Below are 17,817 nucleotides of genomic sequence, written 5' to 3' on the forward strand. Positions count from 1 at the left end.
CCTCCCGTCGTTCGGGTCATCAACGGGCCGGGGCGCGCGCGGTTCCGCCGGCCTATTCGTTGCGCGTGGCAATCCAGCTCCCGCAGATCACCAGCACGGCGACTGAAATCCAGTACCAGGGATGGCCGAGCGTATACCAGGTGAACACCGCGCCAGTGGCCATCGCGCCGATCGCCATGGTCTTCGACCTGCGGCTGATCGCACGGCGCTCGCGCCAGTCTTTCACATGCGGCCCCCAGTGGGGATGATCGAGGATCTTCTGCTCGAGCTCGGGACTCGACCGGGCGAAGAAATAGACTGCCAGGAGGAGAAAAGGCACGGTCGGCATGATCGGCAGGGCCGCACCCACGGCGCCAAGCCCGACGGCAAGGAAGCCGAGGCCCTTGTAGAGCGGCCGTTTCAAGTCACCCGGCCGCGATTCGCGCCGCGTGCTCCCGGACGAGTGCAATCATGTTCGGCACGCCCTGCGTGCGATTGCTCGAAAGCTGGTTCTTAAGATCGAAGGGTTTAAGCGCGCCAGCCACGTCCATGGCCGCGACTTCGTGGGCAGGGCGATCCTGCACGGCGGCAATCACCAGCGCGACGATCCCCTTGGTGATCGCAGCGTTGCTGTCGGCCAGGAAGTGCAATGTGTCGGCCTCGCCAGTGGGATAGACCCACACCTGTGCCGAACAGCCGCGCACCAGCGTGGCATCGGTCTTGAGGGCATCGGGCATCGCTTCGAGTTCGCGGCCCAGTTCGATCAGCAGGCGATAGCGTTCGTCGCCTTCGAGGAACTCGTATTCTTCGGCAATGTCGGAAAGTGTGCGCATGGCGCGCCTTTAGCGGGCGTGCCTGCGGGCGTCCATCGGGCTTAGCCGAACAGGCCGCCGGGCCGGGTGAGCGCATGGTAGAGCACGTAGAACCAGCCGAAAAAGCCATGGATCGCGGCCCAGACGATCGAGCCGTGCAGGCTCCAGCTGATGGCCACCGCAATGGCACTGCCAAGGCCGATCCCGGCGCGCGCGGCGTCGGTGCGGACCACGGTCACAGGTCGACGCCGCTGGCGATGGCTTCGAGTTTCTTGATCCGTTCCTTCAGGTCGGCCAGCTCGATCCGCGCCGCGCCGATCGTCGATCCGCTGTCGGGCCGGTCGGCCGCGGGGTGGCGGTCCAGCTCCTCGCGCTTGAGCGCCAGCCAGCCCTGCCAGGCGCGCAGGAGGGCGGCGGCCACGATGGTCAGGCCGACCAGCGCTGCGCCTGCGATTATCAAAGTCGGTTCGAACATAACCTCATGTCCTCCTTGAACCTCGCCGCCTCAATCGGACTGCTTGTCGCGCAGTTCTTCGATTTCGGCTGCGATCTGCTTGGTTTGCCGTGCATCGAGCGAATTGTTGTCGGTTGCGATCCGTTCGAGCACCTTGATGCGTTCGCGCAATTCCTCGACTTCGCGTTTCTCGGCGGCAGAGATACGATCCTCGCTCTCTTGCTGCCGGCCGCGTTCGATGCGTCCCATTGCCCGGTAACGCTCGCGCATGACGGCGGCGATCGTGGCAATCGCGACGATTGCGACAATGGCGGTCCAGAAACTCATCGGGTCGCTCCCTGCGGCATGGTGCGGTCCTCGATTTCCTGGAGGTCGCGCAATTCGTCGATCTGCGATGCCAGCGCGTGATTGCCGTCGGTGGCAATGCGTTCGAGCACGCGGATGCGTTCTTCCAGCTGGCGATGTTCGGTATTGCCCGTGGCCGCTTGTCCGGCCTTGGCTTCGGCGATCCGCGCTTCCAGCTCGAGCCTCTGCAACTTATGGGCCCGGCTGCGGTTGCCTGCGAGCGTACCGAAGGTCAGCACGATCAGCAGGATGGCGAGCACGAAACCGAAGATCAGAAGCAGGTCGGCATCCATCAGTTGGCATCCTTCGTGTCGCGAAGGCGATCGATCTCATGGGTAAGGTGATAACCGCTGTCGGTGACGATACGTTCGACATTGCCGAGCCGGTCCTTCACCGAACCGAGTTCGGCGCGGAGTTCGGCATTTTCCTGTGTGAGCAGCTTCACCCGTTCGACCGCCTGGTCGTTCTTGGGATAGACCGACTTGCCCCAGCTGTTTTCGAGCGGGTAGCCGTTCTTGACGCGGATCCAGGTATTGGCAACCCAGGCCAGCGACATGGCGATCACGCCGCCGATGACGGTGGTTTCGGTGATGAATTCCATTACGCTTTCTCCCCGCGCTTGAGGTTCAGCGGCAAGCCGGCATCGCTTGCCGGCTTGTCGCGCAGCGCCTCGATCTCGTCATGCAGCGAATAGCCGCGGTCGGTGACGATCTTCTCGAGCACCACCATGCGGTCCTGCATGGTGTCGAGCTTGTCATGCAGCTGGCGGTTCTCGGCTTTCAGTGCCTTGGTTTCCGCCGTGTCGCTGCGTTCGGTCTTGCCGCCCCATTCATCCTCGAGCGAATAACCGTGTTTGGCACGGATCCAGTTGTTGATCAGCCAGCCACCGGTGCTCAGCGCGATGATGGCAATGACGAATTCGGGTCCACCCCAATTCATGACCTGTGTTCTCCCTGTTTCATATCGAGCGGTGTTCCGCTGTCGGTCGCTTCCACGCTGCGCTGGTCGCGCAGGGCTTCGATCTGTGTTGCCACGTTGTAGCCGCTGTCCGTGACGATGCGTTCGAGCACCCGGACCCGTTCTTCGAGATCGCCCACGCGGCTGGCATATTGGGCGGCCTTTTCGGCAGTGCTCTCGGCGGTCGCGCTGAGCTGCATCTCTGCCATCTTGTGCTGGTGGCGGGTCCAGATTGCCAGCCCGCCGATCAGGAACGGCGCCAGCGGAATGAGATAGGCCCAGTCGAACATTGCTTGTGCTCCCCCTGTGTCGGTTGCCGGATTACCGGAGGCGTTCGATCTCGGCGGTCAGCCGCGGGTTGTTGCTGACGTAGAAGGTTTCCACTTCGGCCAGGCGGCGGTCGACGTCCTTCATCCGGGCGCGGATTTCGCGCGCGGTACGCTTGGGGTTCTGCCGCACGCGCTGCCAGTAGGTCTGCTCTTCGCGGTCGACATAGAGGTGCGCAGGCTTCTTGTTCAGCAGCAGGCCGGCGATGAAGTAGAACGGGATCGTCGATCCACCGGTCATGAAGGTCAGGCCGAGAAAGCCGAGCCGGACCCAGAAGGCGTTGACCCCGGTGTAATCCGCGATGCCCGAGCACACACCCATGAGCTTCGCGTTCTGTTTGTCGCGGTAAAGTGTCGTGCGGGGGCTGTTCACTGGCTGGCTCCTTTTTTCTCGGCAATCAGCTGTTCGAGTTCGCGCAGCTGCTGGTTGTCCTGTTCGCTGTCGTGGACGATGCGGGCGGGACGGAATTCGGGGTTGTCGCTGGCGACGAGGCGTTCGACCGTGTCCATCCGGTCATCGAGCCGCTTGGCGAGGTTGTAGAGTTCCTCGAGCAGCGCTTCGTCGTCGCCGGTGATCGTCGCGGAGGTCTTCCACTTGGTGATGTAGTGGAGGATGATCCACGGAAGCCCGATGAAGATCGCGGGAATGATGATAATCTCTTCCATGGGTTCAGTCCTCCTTGCCGGCGCTGCCCTTGCCGAGCGCCTTTTTCATCTGTTCGAGTTCGTCGTCGATCGCATCGGCGCCCTCGAGCGCGGCGATCTCGTCTGACAGGCTGGGCTTGTCCGACTGATCCGCAATGTTCAGCGCATCGGCGCGGCCTTCGGCATAATCGACCCGGCGTTCGAGCTGGTCGAAGCGGCTGAGTGCATCGTCGACGCGTTCGTTGGTCATCAGGCTGCGCAGCTTGACGCGGTTCTCGGCGCTTTCGAGACGCGCGGCGATCGCGGTCTGGCGGCTGCGGGCTTCGCGCAGGCGGTTCTGCAGCTTCTGGATGTCCTGCTCGTAGGCGCGCAGCGCATCGTCGAGCACGGCGATTTCCTGCTTGAGCTGCTCGCTCATGTCGCTGGCTTTCTTCTTCTCGACCAGCGCGGCGCGGGCAAGATCCTCGCGATCCTTGGACACGGCCAGCTGCGCCTTCTCGCCCCAGTCCGCCTGGAGCTTGTCAAGCTTGACCGTGTGCCGGTGCATTTCCTTCTGGTCGGCAATCGTGCGCGCGGCGCTGGCGCGGACCTCGACCAGCGTTTCCTCCATTTCGAGGATGATCATGCGGATCATCTTCTGGGGGTCGTCCGCCTTGTCGAGCATGTCATTGAAATTGGCAGCGATGATATCGCGGGTGCGGCTGAAAATGCCCATTAAAGGTGCTCCACTGGAAAAAAAGTCCGATCCCTTCGACCGTCCGCTGTCGCGCGTCGGAGTTGGCGAGCGGCGCAGCCGTTCTACCTCCTCCTCGATACGCGACAAGCGAGGGCGGGCCGAAGCGTCGCCGGTGTCGTTGTCCCGGCGGTTTTCGGGGGACTGCCGCTCCGGCCCTAGGGGATCATGATCGGGGGGCAGGGTCATGCAATCTCGACCTGTTCATATGCGGCCAGCACCGGCGTGGGCGTCGTCACCGCGATCTGCGAGCTCAGTACGACGAAGGTGGCCATCGCAGCGATGCTGGCGATTGCGGCCTGTCCAAGCTGGCTGCGGAAGAAGCTGCGGTTGTACATTTGTGGGTTACCTCCCTTGGGGCCGGTGGGCCAATTGCTGTTGTCCTAGGTTAAGCAAGCGGTGTGCCAAACCCCGGAAACGGGAGGATAGCGGGGGTTTTTGCAGATACATCAAATGGCGTGTTGGTTTTTCTTGCCAAGCATTGGGAAATATTCCTATCTCTTGGCCATGGAGCGGGGAAATCAGTTTGTCGGCCAGTCGGGGGCGTTCCTCGATGCGGTCGAACGGGCCAGCCGGGCAGCGCCGATGCGGCGGCCCGTGCTCGTCGTGGGCGAGCGCGGAACGGGCAAGGAACTGATCGCCGAACGCCTGCATCGCCTTTCCACCCGCTGGGACGAACCGCTGGTCGTCATGAACTGCGCCGCCTTGCCCGAAACGCTCATCGAAGCCGAACTGTTCGGACACGAGGCGGGCGCGTTCACAGGTGCTACCAAGGCGCGCGCCGGAAGGTTCGAGGAAGCCGACAAGGGCACGCTATTTCTCGACGAACTGGGCACTTTATCGACCGGTGCGCAGGAACGGTTGCTGCGCGCGGTGGAATATGGCGAGGTTACGCGGATCGGATCAAGCCGCCCGATGCGCGTCGACGTGCGGATCGTCGGCGCGACCAATGAGGACCTCCCGGCCAAGGCGGAGCAGGGCGAGTTTCGCGCCGACCTGCTCGACCGGCTGAGTTTCGAGGTTATCACCCTGCCGCCGCTGCGCGTGCGCGAAGGCGATGTCGAGGTGCTGGCCGATTATTTCGGACGCCGCATGGCCGCAGAACTCGGCTGGGAAGGCTGGCCCGGTTTCGCGCCGCATGTCGCCGACCAGCTCGAACGGCACGACTGGCCGGGCAATGTGCGCGAATTGCGCAATGTCGTCGAACGCGCGATCTATCGCTGGGACGATTGGGACCAGCCGATCGGGCACGTAGTGTTCGATCCCTTCGACAGCCCGTGGAAACCCGCCGGCCCGGGCCCGCGCAAGGACAGTCCGGCGCAGCAGTCGGCTGCAGCGGCTGCGCCTGCCACGCCCGATTTCGATCTCGTCGCGGACCTGCGCGGAGCGGTGGATGCGCATGAGCGCGCGATCGTCGAGCATGCGCTGGGCAAGCATCGCTGGAACCAGCGCCAGACTGCCAAGGCGCTCGGCCTGACTTACGACCAGCTGCGCCATTGCATCAAGAAGCACGGGCTGACCGACGACGACTGACCGGTGCGGGCCCGGCCGGGCGCCCGCCAAGCTGTTGCAATCGCGCGCTGTTCGGCGCTTCCCGCTTACCGCTTGCTTTTCGCAGGACTCGCGCCTATCTGGCTGGGCATCCCGACATTGTCGCGACACTGGAGGGGCTGGCGCCGCGAGGGGCCGGCACGAAACCCCATTGTCGCATGGGGCGCGTATTGGAGACTGCATGGCCGACCTGGACCGCTTGACCGAAGTAATCGAACCCGAGGCACAGGCCCTTGGATTCGAGCTCGTGCGCGTCAAGATGATGCCGTCCGAAGCCGGTGATGGCGGCGAGGCGCTCCAGATCATGGCCGAAGATCCCGCCACGGGCCAGCTGGTGATCGAACAGTGCGCCGGCCTGTCGCGCCGCGTGTCCGATCGGATCGATGCGCTCGAAGAGCAGGGCGATGTGCTGATCGCCGGGGCCTATCACCTCGAAGTATCGAGTCCGGGGATCGACCGGCCGCTGACCCGGGCGAAGGATTTCGCCAATTGGGCCGGGCACGAAACCAAGATTTCCATGGCCAAGAGCTATGACGGCCAGCGCAACCTGCGCGGCGAACTCAAGGGCATCGACGGCAACATCGTCACCATCGAAGACCGCAAGCAGGGGCTCGTTACGATCCCTCGCGACCAGATCCATTCGGCGAAGCTCGTCTTGACCGACGAACTGATTGCCGCCACCCAGCCGCTCGACACGAGCGGTGCCGACGAAATTGTCGAAACCCCCGACATTCCTGACGAAGAAAAGGCAGACGACTGATGGCCAGTGCCATTTCCGCCAACAAGGCTGAACTCCTCGCGATTGCAAACTCGGTCGCTTCGGAAAAGATGATCGACAAGGCGATCGTCATCGAGGCGATGGAAGAAGCGATCCAGAAATCTGCCCGCAACCGTTATGGTGCGGAAAACGACATCCGTGCCAAGCTCGATCCGCTGACCGGCGATCTGCGCCTGTGGCGCGTCGTCGAGGTCGTCGAGGAAGTCGAGGACTACTTCAAGCAGATCGATCTCAAGGCCGCCGAAAAGCTGCAGGACGACGCCAAGGTCGGTGACTTCATCGTCGATCCGCTGCCGCCGGTCGATCTCGGCCGTATCGACGCGCAGAGCGCGAAACAGGTGATCTTCCAGAAGGTCCGCGATGCCGAACGCGAGCGCCAGTATGAAGAATTCAAGGACCGCGCGGGCGAAGTCATCACCGGCGTGATCAAGTCGGTCGAGTTCGGCCATGTGATCGTCAACCTCGGCCGTGCCGAAGGCGTGATCCGCCGCGACCAGCAGATCCCGCGCGAAGCCGCGCGGGTCGGCGAACGCGTGCGCGCGCTGATCACCAAGGTGGAACGCAACAACCGCGGCCCGCAGATCTTCCTCAGCCGCGCGCATCCCGATTTCATGCGCAAGCTGTTCGCGCAGGAAGTGCCCGAAATCTACGACGGCATCATCGAGATCAAGGCCGCCGCCCGCGACCCGGGCAGCCGGGCCAAGATCGGCGTGATCAGCCACGACAGCAGCATCGACCCGGTCGGCGCCTGCGTCGGCATGAAGGGCAGCCGCGTCCAGGCGGTCGTGCAGGAACTGCAGGGCGAAAAGATCGACATCATCCCGTGGAGCGATGACGGCGCGACCTTCATCGTCAACGCGCTCCAGCCGGCCACCGTCGCCCGCGTCGTGCTCGACGAGGAAGAGGGCCGCATCGAAGTCGTCGTTCCCGATGACCAGCTGTCGCTCGCCATCGGTCGCCGCGGCCAAAACGTGCGTCTCGCCAGCCAGCTAACAGGCAACCAGATCGACATCATGACCGAGGAAGAAGCCTCGGAAAAACGCCAGAAGGAATTCGCCGAGCGCTCGAAGATGTTCGAGGAAGAGCTCGACGTCGACGAAACGCTGTCGCAGCTGCTCGTCGCCGAAGGCTTCGCCGAACTCGAGGAAGTCGCCTATGTCGAGCTCGACGAGCTGGCGGCGATCGAAGGGTTCGACGAAGACCTGGCCAGCGAATTGCAGAACCGCGCACAGGAAGCGATCGACCGCCAGGAGGCCGCGCACCGCGAGGCACGCCGCGAACTGGGCGTCGAGGACGACCTCGCCGAACTGCCGCACCTCAGCGAAGCGATGCTCGTGACGCTGGGCAAGGCGGGTATCAAGACGCTCGACGACCTGGCGGATCTCGCCACCGACGAGCTGATCCAGAAAAAGCGCGAAGCCCCGCGTCGGCGCAACAATGCCGACGGTCCGCCGATGCGCCGCCCCTCGGTCCGCGAACAGGACAAGGCCGGCGTGCTGGGCGAATACGGGTTGAGCGAAGAGCAGGGCAACGAGATCATCATGGCTGCCCGCGCGCACTGGTTCGACGACGAAGAGGAAGCCCCGGCACCTGCCGCAGCGACCGACACGCAGGAGGCCGCCGATGCGGACTCCACCCAATGAGCGCCTGACGTCCGACATCGCTGGCACGCCCAAGGCACGGAAAGCTTCCGAGCCCGAACGGCGGTGCATTCTTTCGGGGGAGACCGCCCCGCGCGAAACACTCGTGCGGCTGGCGGTTTCGCCTGCCGGACTGGTGCTGCCCGATGCGCATGAAAAAGCGCCCGGACGCGGCGCCTGGACCGGTGCCCCGCGCGCGGAATTCGCAGCGGCGCTGGCCTCGGGCAAGCTGAAGGGAGCGCTTGCGCGCGCGTTCAAGACCGGCGATCTGGAATTGCCCGAAACGCTGCCGCAGATGGTCGAGGATGCGCTGACTCGCGTGCTGCTCGACCGACTGGGGCTCGAAATGCGCGTCGGAAGCCTTATCTTGGGCACCCAGCGCATCGCGGAAGCGGCGCGCGGGGGCGCAGTGGCCATGCTGTTGCATGCCAATGATGCCAGCGAAGACGGGCGCAAGAAGCTCGACCAGGCGTGGCGCGTCGGACGCGATGCGGAAGGGTCGGGCGAGCGCGGTCTCGAACTGCCACTGGACCGGAGCGCTCTGTCTGTGGCATTGGGCCGCGACAATGTCGTCCATCTGGCGCTGGCCGATGATGCTGCGGTCGCGAGGGTCATGAAACCGCTGACGCGCCTCATGCACTATCTGGGGCATGACCTGCCCACCGCTGAGCGGCGCGCCTCCGTATGCGCGCCGGATGACGAACTGAACGAGACGAACGAGAGAAACGAGCAATAATGAGCGACGACGACAAGAAACCAGCCCGCAAGCCGCTGACCCTCAAGGGTGCTCAGCCGGGCGAGGTCAAGCAGACCTTCAGCCACGGCCGCACCAACAAGGTCGCGGTCGAGGTGAAGCGCCGCCGCAAGCTCGTGAAGCCCGGCGAAACCCCGCCTGCTGCGCCGCCCCCGCCGCCGCCGCCGCCGCCCGCTCCCGAGCCGGCACCGGCTCCGGTGGCCAAGAAGGCTGCGCCGAAGAAACCGGCTGCGCCCGCCGACGAAACCCCGCAGGAACGCGTCGCGCGTCTGCAGCGCGAGGCCGAGGAAGATCGCCTGCGCCAGAGCGAGGACGCACGCAAGCGCGAGGAAGAGCAGGCCCGCCAGGCTGCCGAAGACCAGAAGAAACGCGCCGAAGAGAAGCGCAAGGCCGAGGAAGAGGCCGCCAAGGCCGCTACCGAGGAGGCGCAGAAGCCGGCGCAGCAGCCCGCGGAAGAACCCGCTGCGGCTGCTGGCGAAACCGCGGCGGAAACGCCTGCGGGTGACAAGGCCGCTGCCGGGACCCCGTCGCCGGCGCCGCGCCGCTTCACCCCGGTTGCGCGCCCCGAGCCCAAGAAGCCCGAGCGCAAGAAGAAGGACGACAAGGCCGCGCGCACTGCCGAGAAGCCGGACAAGCGCCGCGCCGGCAAGCTGACGGTCAACAAGGCCCTCAACGAGGACGAAGGACGCCGTGCACGTTCGCTCGCCGCGCTCAAGCGCGCCCGCGAGAAGGAGCGCCGCATGCAGGGCGGCCCCTCGAAGCCGCGCGAAAAGCAGGTCCGCGACGTCATCGTCCCCGAAGCCATCACGGTTGGCGAACTGGCCAAGCGGATGGGCGAAAAGGGTGCCGATCTCGTCAAGGAACTCTTCAATCTCGACATGATGGTGACCGTCAACCAGACGATCGACCAGGACACTGCGGAATTGCTGGTCGACCAGTTCGGCCACAACATCCAGAAGGTCTCGGAAGCCGATGTCGACATCGCCAATGTCGATGACGTCGATCCGCCCGAGACGCTCAAGCCGCGTCCCGCGGTGGTCACGATCATGGGCCATGTCGACCACGGCAAGACCAGCCTGCTCGACGCCCTGCGCGGCGCCAATGTCGTCAAGGGCGAAGCCGGCGGCATCACGCAGCATATCGGCAGCTACCAGGTGAATACGAAGGGCGGCGATACGATCACCTTCCTCGACACGCCGGGTCACGCCGCCTTTACCGAGATGCGCCAGCGCGGTGCCAATGTCACCGATATCGTGGTGCTGGTGGTAGCGGCCGACGACGGCATCATGCCGCAGACGATCGAGGCCATCAATCACACCAAGGCCGCGGGCGTCCCGATGATCGTCGCGATCAACAAGATGGACAAGCCCGAAGCCAATCCCGACAACATCCGTACGCGTCTGCTCGAACACGAAGTGATCGTCGAGAAGATGTCGGGCGATGTGCAGGACGTGGAAATCTCGGCCAAGGAGAAGTCCGGTCTCGACAAGCTGCTCGACGCGATCAGCCTGCAGGCCGAACTGCTCGAGCTGAAGGCCAATCCCGACCGCATGGCCGAAGCCACGGTCATCGAAGCACAGCTCGACAAGGGCCGCGGCCCGGTGGCCACCGTGCTCGTCACGCGCGGTACGCTGGAGCGCGGCAACACCTTCGTGGTCGGTACGCAGAGCGGCCGCGTCCGCGCGATCGTCAACGACCAGGGCAAGCAGATCAAGAAGGCCGGTCCGTCGATGCCGGTCGAGGTCCTCGGCCTTGGCGGCGTGCCGTCGGCCGGTGACGTGCTGAGCGTGGTCGAGAACGAACAGCGTGCCCGCGAAGTCGCCGAATACCGCCAGGAAAAGGCAACCGAGAAGCGCACCGCGCTGGCCCCGACCAGCTTCGATACGATGTTCAACAACCTCGCGTCGAATGTGGTCGAGTTCCCCGTACTGGTGAAAGCCGACGTGCAGGGTTCGGTGGAAGCCATCACGACCGCGTTGCACAATCTGTCGAACGATCTCATCAAGGTCCGCGTGCTGCACGCCGGCGTGGGTGCGATCACCGAAAGCGATGTCCAGCTGGCGGCTGCTTCCAACGCGCCGATCATCGGCTTCAACGTGCGTCCCAACGCCAAGGCGCGCGAACTGGTGAAGCGCGACGGCGTCGAGATGAAGTATTACGACGTCATCTACCACCTGACCGAGGAAATCGCGAAGGAGATGGCAGGCGAGCTGGGTCCGGAACGGATCGAACACGTCGTGGGCCGTGCCGCGGTCAAGGAAGTGTTCCGTTCGGGCAAGAAGGACAAGGCCGCCGGCCTGCTGGTCGAGGAAGGCGTCATCCGCAAGGGCCTGTTCGCCCGTCTCACGCGCGACGACGTCATCGTTTCGGCAACGACCATCGCCTCGCTGCGGCGCTTCAAGGACGACGTGGACGAAGTCCGCGCCGGGCTCGAATGCGGCGTGGTGCTGGCCGATACCAACGACATCAAGGCGGGCGACCAGCTCGAAGTCTTCGAAGTCGAGGAGCGCGAACGCACGCTGTGACCGGGGGCTGAGGACGGATGGCGAAAATCCACGAAGGCAGGCGTTCGCCATCGGCCGAGCTGATGGCGAGCGACTTCGTCTCCTTCGATGTGGAGCGGGGCGAGCTGACCACGCGCTACACCCCGCCGCCGAGCTTCGCGAGCCCGCGCGGCGCGGTGCAGGGGGGCCTCATTGCGGGGTTCCTCGATGAAGTGATGGGCGGGGCGCTGCTCGCCGTTACCGAAGCCCGCTTCGGTGCGGCGGCGCAGCGCCTGCCGCTCAATCTCGACATGAACCTCACCTATTTGCGCATGGTTCCGATGGAAACCGTCACTGCCAGGGGACGCGTGCTCAAGCTAGGCAAACGAGTCGCCTTCCTCGAGGGCGAGCTGTTCGACAAGGACGGCAATCTGCTGGTGCGCGCCACTTCGAGCGCCATTCCCACGCCGCTGCCGGGAAAGGACGACTGATGGCCGACAATGCCATCCTCGGCGCGCCGCACGCCAAATTGCTCAGCGTGGAGTTCGACCATTTCGACAAGGACCGCGAGGAAATCACCCTGCGTTTCCACGCGCCCGACAGCTTCATCACCCCGCGCGGCAGCGTGCAGGGCGGGCTTGTCGCGGGCTTCCTCGATGAGGTGATGGGCTGGGCGCATGTCTGGGCCACCGACCACGAAGAGGCGCCGCTCAATCTCGACATCTCGATGAGCCTGCTGAAGCCGGTCATGGCCGGGCCGGTCATCGGCAAGGGCCGCGTGATCCGCCGCGGACGCAAGGTCATCTTCCTCGAAGGCGAACTGTTCGACGAGGCGGGCAAGTTGCTCGCCCGCGCAACCAGCACCGCGATCCCTACACCGCGCCCGGGCGGGGCCGCCTGATGGGGCGTCGTCTCGCTCTGCTCGGGTCGATCAATGTCGGCGGCAACCGTATCACGATGGCGGATCTGGTCGGCGCGCTGACCAGGCACGGCTTCGCCGATGTCGAGACCGTCGTCGCCAGCGGCAATATCCTGTTCGACCCGCCAACCGGCGTGTTGGGAAAGGAACTGCCCGACCGGATTGCCGATATTGTGCGCAGCGAACTGGGCGTCGATACCTTCGCACTGGTACTCAGCGCCGCCGAACTGGAAGCGGCGATCGCGGAAAATCCCTTCTCCGGCACGGGCGAAGACAAATTCGTCCACGTCCACTTTCTCACCGCGCAGCCCGGACCGGAACGCTTCGAACGGCTCCTTGCCGACCATGCCGGGCGCGGGGACGAGCGGATCGCCCCTGGAACACGCGCACTCCATATCGATTATGTGAACGGTGTCGGCACCAGCAAGCTGACTGCCGCCTTTATCGAGCGCCGCCTCGGCTGCCAGGGCACGGCGCGCAACATGCGATCGCTCAAGCGACTTACCGAAAGACTTGCCTGATGGCCCGAAACGACTCCACTCCCGAACAGCAATCGGTCCGCGTCCTCAAGGTGGGCGAGCGGGTCCGCCATATCCTGTCCGAACTGCTCGCGCGCGGCGAGGCGCATGACGACGTGCTTTCCGCCAGCAACATCGCGGTGACGGAAGTGCGCATGACACCCGACCTGCGCAACGCCAAGGCCTATGTGAAGCCGCTGCTCGGCGAAGACGAGGGCCAGGTGCTCAAGGCGCTGCGGACCAACACCGCGTTCTTCCAGAAGGAAGTCGCGCAGCGGCTCGGTCTGAAATTCGCGCCCAGGCTCAATTTCCAGCCCGACGAGAGCTTCGACGAAGCCAGCCGGATCGAAAAGCTGCTGTCCGACCCCAAGGTCGCGCGCGACCTCGACGATACCGACGACTAGGCGCGCGCCCGGGGTTCCATGCACCTGCAATTCGTCATTCCCGCGCTGACGGGGATGACGAACGCATGGATCAATTCATGAGCGGCGCCGTGGGCGCGGCGACTTCCGGCAGCATGTAGCCGACCGGCGCATCCGGCCCGAGCGGAATGCCGAGGTAGAACCACAGCACGATCAGCACCGTCCCGGAGATGAGTAGCCAGACCGAATAGGGGATCATCATCGCGGTCAGGCTGCCCAGGCCGAAGTCCTTCTGCCAGCGCTGCGCGAAGACCAGGATCAGCGGGAAGTAGACCATCAGCGGGGTGATGATATTGGTCGCGCTGTCGCCGACGCGGTACGCTGCGGTCGCGCCTTCCGGGCTGATCCCCAGCAGCATGAGCATCGGCACGAGGATCGGCGCAAGCAGTGCCCACTTGGCGCTTGCCGAGCCCACGAACAGGTTGAGCAGCCCGGTGAACAGCACCATCAGGCCGAGCACCAGCGGAAGCGGCAGGCCGGTCGACTGGATCGCCGCCGCGCCATGCACCGCGCTGATAAGGCCGAGGTTCGACCAGCCGAACATCGCCACGAAATGCGCAGCGGCGAAGGCGAGCACGAGGTAATAGCCCATGTCCTTCATGCTCTCGGCCATCATCTCGACCAGGTCGCGGTGCGACCTGATCTTGCCGGTCGCGCGGCCATAGGCCCAGCCGGTCAGCAGGAACAGCAGGAAGAAGGCGGCGACGAGGCTGCGGTAAAGCGGCGCAAGCTGCGTATGGATCGAACAATCGGCCGCAGGGACCGCCTCGCACGCGGCTTCGTCGACCAGCGGCGTGCCCGGGGCGAAGACCATCAGCAGCCAGAGCGCGACCACGAACAGCGCGGCATAGCCGGCATGCCGCAGCCCCTTGGCCGCCAGCGCGCCGCTTTCGCCGGCGGGATCGGGGCTCATGTCGTCGGCCTGCGCGCCGGCAGTCGCGCCGCCTTTCCACGGGCCGAGCCGCGGTTCGACGATCTTGTCGGTGACATACCAGATGATCGGCAGGTACACGAAGGTCATCACGCTGATGAAGAACCAGTTGCCCGCGATATTGGCAGTCCACAGCGGGTCGAGCGCGCTCGCGCCCACCGCTTCCTCGGTGATCCCGAACAGCAGCGCATCGAGCTGGCCGGGCGAGATATTGGCCGAGAAACCGCCCGACACGCCGGCAAATGCGGCGGCGATCCCGGCCAGCGGATGGCGCCCGGCGGCGGCGAAAAGGATGCCGGCAAGCGGGATCAGCACGACATAGCCCGCATCGGCGGCATGGTTGCCGAGCATCGCGACCAGCGCGACCACCGGGGTGAGCATTGCTTTGGGCGCGCTCTTGACCGCTTTCGACATGCCGGCGGCGAAGAAGCCCGAACGTTCCGCGACGCCCGCGCCCAGCATCACGACGAGCACGTAGCCGAGCGGGTGGAAGTGCGTGAACGTGGCGGGCATTTCGACCCACAGGCGCTGGATGTTCTCGGGCGAAAGCAGGCTGACCGCGTCGATCCGCAGCGCGGACCCGGTCGCTTCGTCGATGGCGGTGGGGTGGAAGGCCGACACGCCCGAGAGCGCCGCGACAATCGAAACCACCACCAGCGCGATAATCAGGTAGAAGAAGATGAATACCGGGTCGGGCAGTTTGTTGCCCGTCCGCTCGACCCAGCCCAGAATGCCGGTCTGGGTGTTTTCCGCTGTCGTCGCCTCAGCCATCGAAGTTCCCTGGTCTCTTGTCGTCTCTCGTCGGGGCGATCATCCCCGATCGCATGTGACGCCCTTCTTAACAGCCACGCCGCCGGGGGCTAGGGCCAGCGCATGGCCAAGCTCTATTTCTATTATGCCAGCATGAATGCGGGAAAGAGCAGCACGCTGCTGCAGGCCGCATTCAACTACAACGAGCGCGGAATGCGGGTCTCGCTGTGGACCGCTGCGCTCGACGACCGGCCGGGTTTCGGCGCGATCTCGAGCCGGATCGGCCTGGCCAGCGAAGCGCATCGCTACGACGCGCAAACCGATATCGAAGCGCGCGTGCTGGGCGACCATGCGAAGGAGCGGGTCGCCTGCGTGCTGGTCGACGAAGCGCAGTTCCTGTCCGAAACGCAGGTATGGCAACTCGCGCGGCTGGCCGATGCGGCGGACATTCCGGTGCTGTGTTATGGGCTGCGCACCGATTTCCAGGGAAAACTGTTCCCCGGCTCCGCCACGCTGCTGGGCATTGCCGATGCGCTGGTCGAGCTGAAGGCGGTGTGCGATTGCGGGCGCAAGGCGATCATGAACCTGCGCGTCGATGCGGAGGGACGGGCGGTGAGCGAAGGCGCCCAGACCGAAATCGGCGGTAACGACCGTTATGTCGCGCTGTGCCGCCGGCACTTCGTGGACAAGCTGGGTGGGGCCTATCCCGGCGAACCGCTGGCGGGTTAGTCCGGCGCACCCTATCTAGCCTGCCATGACTGAAACGCTTCTTCTCGCGGTGATTCTCATCCCGTGCCTGATTGTCGCCATCGTGTTTCACGAGGTGGCGCATGGCTGGGTCGCGCTGGCACTGGGCGATCCCACCGCCAAGGAACAGCGGCGGCTGTCGCTCAACCCGATCCGCCATGTCGACCCGATCGGCACGCTGCTGGTGCCCGGAGCGCTGGCGCTGTTCGGCGGGCCGATCTTCGGCTGGGCCAAGCCCGTCCCGGTGCGCGGCGAACGGCTGCGCGATCCGCGGTTCGGCATGGTCGCGGTGGCGGCCGCCGGGCCGGGCACCAATCTCGTGTTGGCATTGGTCGGCGCGCTGTTGCTCGGCGCAGTATCGGGGGCGATCATCGCCGCCGGCGCCATGCCGCCCGAATGGCTGGTCACTGCGGGCGGGACATTCATCCTGATCAATGTCTTCCTCGCCTTGTTCAACCTCCTGCCGATCCCCCCCTTCGACGGTTCGCACATCGTCGGTGGGCTGCTGCCGCGCAAATGGGCGGGCAATTGGCAGAAGCTGCAGTCGCTGGGCATGCTGTTCTTCGTCGTCCTGATCGCCGCGACCTGGGCATTCCCCGATAGCGGGCTGATCGAGAACACCGTCCTGCCGCCGGTGGTGTGGCTGCAGGAACATTATTTCTCCATCGCCGAATGGGTCGCACGCGGGATCGCCGAATGACCGATCGGAAGGCGCCTCCGCATGGCTGGCTGATCCTCGATAAGCCGCGCGGGCTGGGTTCGACGCAGGCGGTCGGCATGGTCAAGCGCGTGCTGCGCCAGGGCGGCTATGCCAAGACCAAGGTCGGGCATGGCGGCACGCTCGATCCGCTGGCCGAAGGAGTGCTCCCGATCGCATTGGGCGAAGCGACCAAGCTTGCGGGCCGCATGCTCGATGCCGACAAGATCTACGCCTTCACCATCCAGTTCGGCGAGGAAACCGCTACACTCGATACCGAGGGCGAGGTCACCGAGCGCAGCGATCGCCGGCCGCCAATGGCAGCGATCGCGGGCGTACTCGACCATTTCACCGGCCCCATCGAACAGGTGCCGCCCGCTTATTCGGCGCTGAAGATCGACGGCAAGCGCGCCTACGATCGTGCCCGCGCCGGCGAAACGGTCGAAATGAAGACCCGCGCCGTGACAGTTCACGACCTTTATCTTGCCGGTCATCCCCGCGATGGCGGGGATCCAGATAAGGGCAGCTCTCTCGCTCGGGGGCGGCTGGACCCCCGCCTTCGCGGGGGTGACGATAGTGGTGTTGGCCTCGTCAGCACATTCCAGACCACTGCCGGGCGGCCCGACCCCTACGATCCGCAGGCGCCGCTCGAACTGGCGGACAGCGTCACGCTGGTCGCGCATGTCTCCAAGGGGACATACATCCGGTCGCTGGCACGGGACATCGCACGCGCGCTTGGCACGCTGGGTCACGTCACTTATCTCAGGCGCATCAAGGCCGGCCCGTTCCGCGAGGAACAGGCGATTTCGCTGGACAAGCTTGAGGAAATCGCTAAGGGCGCGGCCATTGAGAACCTTCTCTTGCCGCTCGAGGCCGGACTGGACGACATCCCGGTTCTGACACTCGATCCCGACAGCGCGCAGGCGGTCCGCCAGGGCCGGGTATTGTCGGAACTGCCCCATACCGACGGGCTCCATCTCGCCAGCTTGCACGATGTGCCGGTGGCCCTGGTGGAAGTCGACGGTGGCACGGCCAAGGTCGTGCGGGGTTTCAACCTGCCGGATGTCGCGGAGTAGAATACATGTCGGTTACTGCCGAAAAGAAACAGGAAATCATCAAGGACAACGCCCAGGCCAAGGGCGATACCGGTTCGCCGGAAGTCCAGGTCGCCATTCTGACCGAACGCATTCGCAACCTGACCGAGCACTTCAAGTCCAACCACAAGGACAATCACTCGCGTCGCGGTCTGCTGATGATGGTCAACAAGCGCCGCAACCTGCTCGCCTATCTCAAGAAGACGGACGTCGAGCGTTACAATGCGCTGATCCAGAAGCTGGGTCTTCGCAAATAAGAGTTTCTCGAAGGGGTGGCTCAGG

27 protein-coding genes are annotated in these 17,817 nt (G+C 64.8%); 13 read left to right on the top strand and 14 right to left on the bottom strand.

All coding sequences use genetic code 11. The features are described 5' to 3' along the window. Nucleotides 1-52: 52 nt before the first annotated feature. From SJY12_RS00540 to SJY12_RS00600, 13 genes are all read right to left on the bottom strand, one after another. Nucleotides 53-403, bottom strand: a complete 351-nt coding sequence (locus tag SJY12_RS00540; protein ID WP_050600167.1) for a YbaN family protein — start codon at nt 401-403, stop codon at nt 53-55. Between the two features lies 1 nt (nt 404). Then, complete coding sequence (locus tag SJY12_RS00545) at nt 405-812, bottom strand: SufE family protein (RefSeq protein ID WP_063506911.1); 408 nt, start codon at nt 810-812, stop codon at nt 405-407. A gap of 41 nt (nt 813-853) precedes the next feature. Next, on the bottom strand, nt 854-1,024 hold the full coding sequence (locus SJY12_RS00550; protein ID WP_197470561.1) for a hypothetical protein: 171 nt from the start codon (nt 1,022-1,024) through the stop codon (nt 854-856). 2 nt (nt 1,025-1,026) lie between these two features. Beyond that, nucleotides 1,027-1,266 (bottom strand): hypothetical protein, encoded by a 240-nt coding sequence (locus SJY12_RS00555; RefSeq protein WP_050600169.1) that lies wholly within the window; start codon nt 1,264-1,266, stop codon nt 1,027-1,029. 30 nt (nt 1,267-1,296) lie between these two features. Next, entirely contained in the window at nt 1,297-1,572 is a 276-nt protein-coding gene (locus tag SJY12_RS00560) for a hypothetical protein (protein WP_063512488.1), read from the bottom strand. Continuing rightward, nucleotides 1,569-1,883 carry a hypothetical protein gene (locus SJY12_RS00565; protein ID WP_397505655.1) on the bottom strand — a complete coding sequence of 105 codons (315 nt, stop codon included), beginning with the start codon at nt 1,881-1,883 and terminating at the stop codon, nt 1,569-1,571. Before SJY12_RS00565 ends, SJY12_RS00560 begins: the two co-directional genes overlap by 4 nt. Beyond that, the gene (locus SJY12_RS00570) at nt 1,883-2,191 is read right to left on the bottom strand and encodes a hypothetical protein (protein ID WP_397505656.1); all 309 of its coding nucleotides are present in this window, start codon (nt 2,189-2,191) and stop codon (nt 1,883-1,885) included. Before SJY12_RS00570 ends, SJY12_RS00565 begins: the two co-directional genes overlap by 1 nt. Next, nucleotides 2,191-2,529: a hypothetical protein gene (locus SJY12_RS00575; RefSeq protein ID WP_397505657.1), complete on the bottom strand. Its 339-nt coding sequence runs from the start codon at nt 2,527-2,529 to the stop codon at nt 2,191-2,193. The genes SJY12_RS00570 and SJY12_RS00575 overlap by 1 nt, the downstream gene beginning before the upstream one ends. Further along, nucleotides 2,526-2,837, bottom strand: coding sequence for a hypothetical protein (locus tag SJY12_RS00580; protein ID WP_050600173.1), 312 nt, complete (start codon nt 2,835-2,837; stop codon nt 2,526-2,528). Before SJY12_RS00580 ends, SJY12_RS00575 begins: the two co-directional genes overlap by 4 nt. 31 nt (nt 2,838-2,868) lie before the next feature. Next, nucleotides 2,869-3,246, bottom strand: coding sequence for an envelope stress response membrane protein PspC (pspC, locus tag SJY12_RS00585; protein WP_050600174.1), 378 nt, complete (start codon nt 3,244-3,246; stop codon nt 2,869-2,871). Continuing rightward, on the bottom strand, nt 3,243-3,539 hold the full coding sequence (gene pspB / locus SJY12_RS00590) for an envelope stress response membrane protein PspB (protein ID WP_050600175.1): 297 nt from the start codon (nt 3,537-3,539) through the stop codon (nt 3,243-3,245). Before pspB ends, pspC begins: the two co-directional genes overlap by 4 nt. A 4-nt stretch (nt 3,540-3,543) precedes the next feature. Beyond that, the gene (gene pspA / locus SJY12_RS00595; RefSeq protein WP_197458143.1) at nt 3,544-4,341 is read right to left on the bottom strand and encodes a phage shock protein PspA; all 798 of its coding nucleotides are present in this window, start codon (nt 4,339-4,341) and stop codon (nt 3,544-3,546) included. 95 nt (nt 4,342-4,436) lie between these two features. Then, complete coding sequence (locus SJY12_RS00600; RefSeq protein WP_197458144.1) at nt 4,437-4,589, bottom strand: hypothetical protein; 153 nt, start codon at nt 4,587-4,589, stop codon at nt 4,437-4,439. Nucleotides 4,590-4,758: 169 nt separating this feature from the next. Between SJY12_RS00600 and pspF the strand changes: the two genes are divergently transcribed. The 9 genes from pspF to rbfA all read left to right on the top strand — a co-directional run bounded on the left by pspF (nt 4,759) and on the right by rbfA (nt 13,298). Further along, the gene (gene pspF, locus SJY12_RS00605) at nt 4,759-5,784 is read left to right on the top strand and encodes a phage shock protein operon transcriptional activator (protein WP_397505658.1); all 1,026 of its coding nucleotides are present in this window, start codon (nt 4,759-4,761) and stop codon (nt 5,782-5,784) included. Nucleotides 5,785-5,983: 199 nt separating this feature from the next. After that, the gene (gene rimP / locus SJY12_RS00610; protein WP_397505659.1) at nt 5,984-6,562 is read left to right on the top strand and encodes a ribosome maturation protein RimP; all 579 of its coding nucleotides are present in this window, start codon (nt 5,984-5,986) and stop codon (nt 6,560-6,562) included. Continuing rightward, on the top strand, nt 6,562-8,223 hold the full coding sequence (gene nusA / locus SJY12_RS00615; RefSeq protein ID WP_397505660.1) for a transcription termination factor NusA: 1,662 nt from the start codon (nt 6,562-6,564) through the stop codon (nt 8,221-8,223). Before rimP ends, nusA begins: the two co-directional genes overlap by 1 nt. After that, nucleotides 8,204-8,956 (top strand): DUF448 domain-containing protein, encoded by a 753-nt coding sequence (locus tag SJY12_RS00620; RefSeq protein WP_050600180.1) that lies wholly within the window; start codon nt 8,204-8,206, stop codon nt 8,954-8,956. The genes nusA and SJY12_RS00620 overlap by 20 nt, the downstream gene beginning before the upstream one ends. Beyond that, nucleotides 8,956-11,499 carry a translation initiation factor IF-2 gene (gene infB, locus SJY12_RS00625; RefSeq protein WP_050600181.1) on the top strand — a complete coding sequence of 848 codons (2,544 nt, stop codon included), beginning with the start codon at nt 8,956-8,958 and terminating at the stop codon, nt 11,497-11,499. The genes SJY12_RS00620 and infB overlap by 1 nt, the downstream gene beginning before the upstream one ends. A gap of 17 nt (nt 11,500-11,516) precedes the next feature. Further along, complete coding sequence (locus SJY12_RS00630; protein WP_397505661.1) at nt 11,517-11,948, top strand: PaaI family thioesterase; 432 nt, start codon at nt 11,517-11,519, stop codon at nt 11,946-11,948. Beyond that, nucleotides 11,948-12,358, top strand: a complete 411-nt coding sequence (locus SJY12_RS00635) for a PaaI family thioesterase (protein WP_397505662.1) — start codon at nt 11,948-11,950, stop codon at nt 12,356-12,358. Before SJY12_RS00630 ends, SJY12_RS00635 begins: the two co-directional genes overlap by 1 nt. Beyond that, complete coding sequence (locus tag SJY12_RS00640; RefSeq protein WP_269420725.1) at nt 12,358-12,897, top strand: DUF1697 domain-containing protein; 540 nt, start codon at nt 12,358-12,360, stop codon at nt 12,895-12,897. The genes SJY12_RS00635 and SJY12_RS00640 overlap by 1 nt, the downstream gene beginning before the upstream one ends. Then, nucleotides 12,897-13,298 (top strand): 30S ribosome-binding factor RbfA, encoded by a 402-nt coding sequence (gene rbfA / locus SJY12_RS00645; protein ID WP_050600344.1) that lies wholly within the window; start codon nt 12,897-12,899, stop codon nt 13,296-13,298. The genes SJY12_RS00640 and rbfA overlap by 1 nt, the downstream gene beginning before the upstream one ends. 70 nt (nt 13,299-13,368) lie before the next feature. On the opposite strand, the gene SJY12_RS00650 is transcribed toward rbfA, so the two are convergent. Further along, nucleotides 13,369-15,018: an AbgT family transporter gene (locus SJY12_RS00650; RefSeq protein WP_397505663.1), complete on the bottom strand. Its 1,650-nt coding sequence runs from the start codon at nt 15,016-15,018 to the stop codon at nt 13,369-13,371. A 102-nt stretch (nt 15,019-15,120) separates the two neighbouring features. On the opposite strand from SJY12_RS00650, the gene SJY12_RS00655 reads away from it, so the two are divergent. From SJY12_RS00655 to rpsO, 4 genes are read left to right on the top strand one after another with little or no spacing between them, the layout of a single operon-like run. After that, nucleotides 15,121-15,726 carry a thymidine kinase gene (locus SJY12_RS00655; RefSeq protein WP_160767561.1) on the top strand — a complete coding sequence of 202 codons (606 nt, stop codon included), beginning with the start codon at nt 15,121-15,123 and terminating at the stop codon, nt 15,724-15,726. 25 nt (nt 15,727-15,751) lie between these two features. Continuing rightward, nucleotides 15,752-16,444, top strand: coding sequence for a site-2 protease family protein (locus tag SJY12_RS00660; protein ID WP_397505664.1), 693 nt, complete (start codon nt 15,752-15,754; stop codon nt 16,442-16,444). After that, entirely contained in the window at nt 16,441-17,517 is a 1,077-nt protein-coding gene (gene truB / locus SJY12_RS00665; protein ID WP_397505665.1) for a tRNA pseudouridine(55) synthase TruB, read from the top strand. The genes SJY12_RS00660 and truB overlap by 4 nt, the downstream gene beginning before the upstream one ends. 5 nt (nt 17,518-17,522) lie before the next feature. Beyond that, nucleotides 17,523-17,792, top strand: a complete 270-nt coding sequence (rpsO, locus tag SJY12_RS00670) for a 30S ribosomal protein S15 (RefSeq protein WP_050600188.1) — start codon at nt 17,523-17,525, stop codon at nt 17,790-17,792. Nucleotides 17,793-17,817: the final 25 nt, after the last annotated feature.

This window comes from Qipengyuania sp. R86523 (genome assembly GCF_044596365.1).
Classification (GTDB): Bacteria; Pseudomonadota; Alphaproteobacteria; order Sphingomonadales; family Sphingomonadaceae; genus Qipengyuania; species Qipengyuania citrea.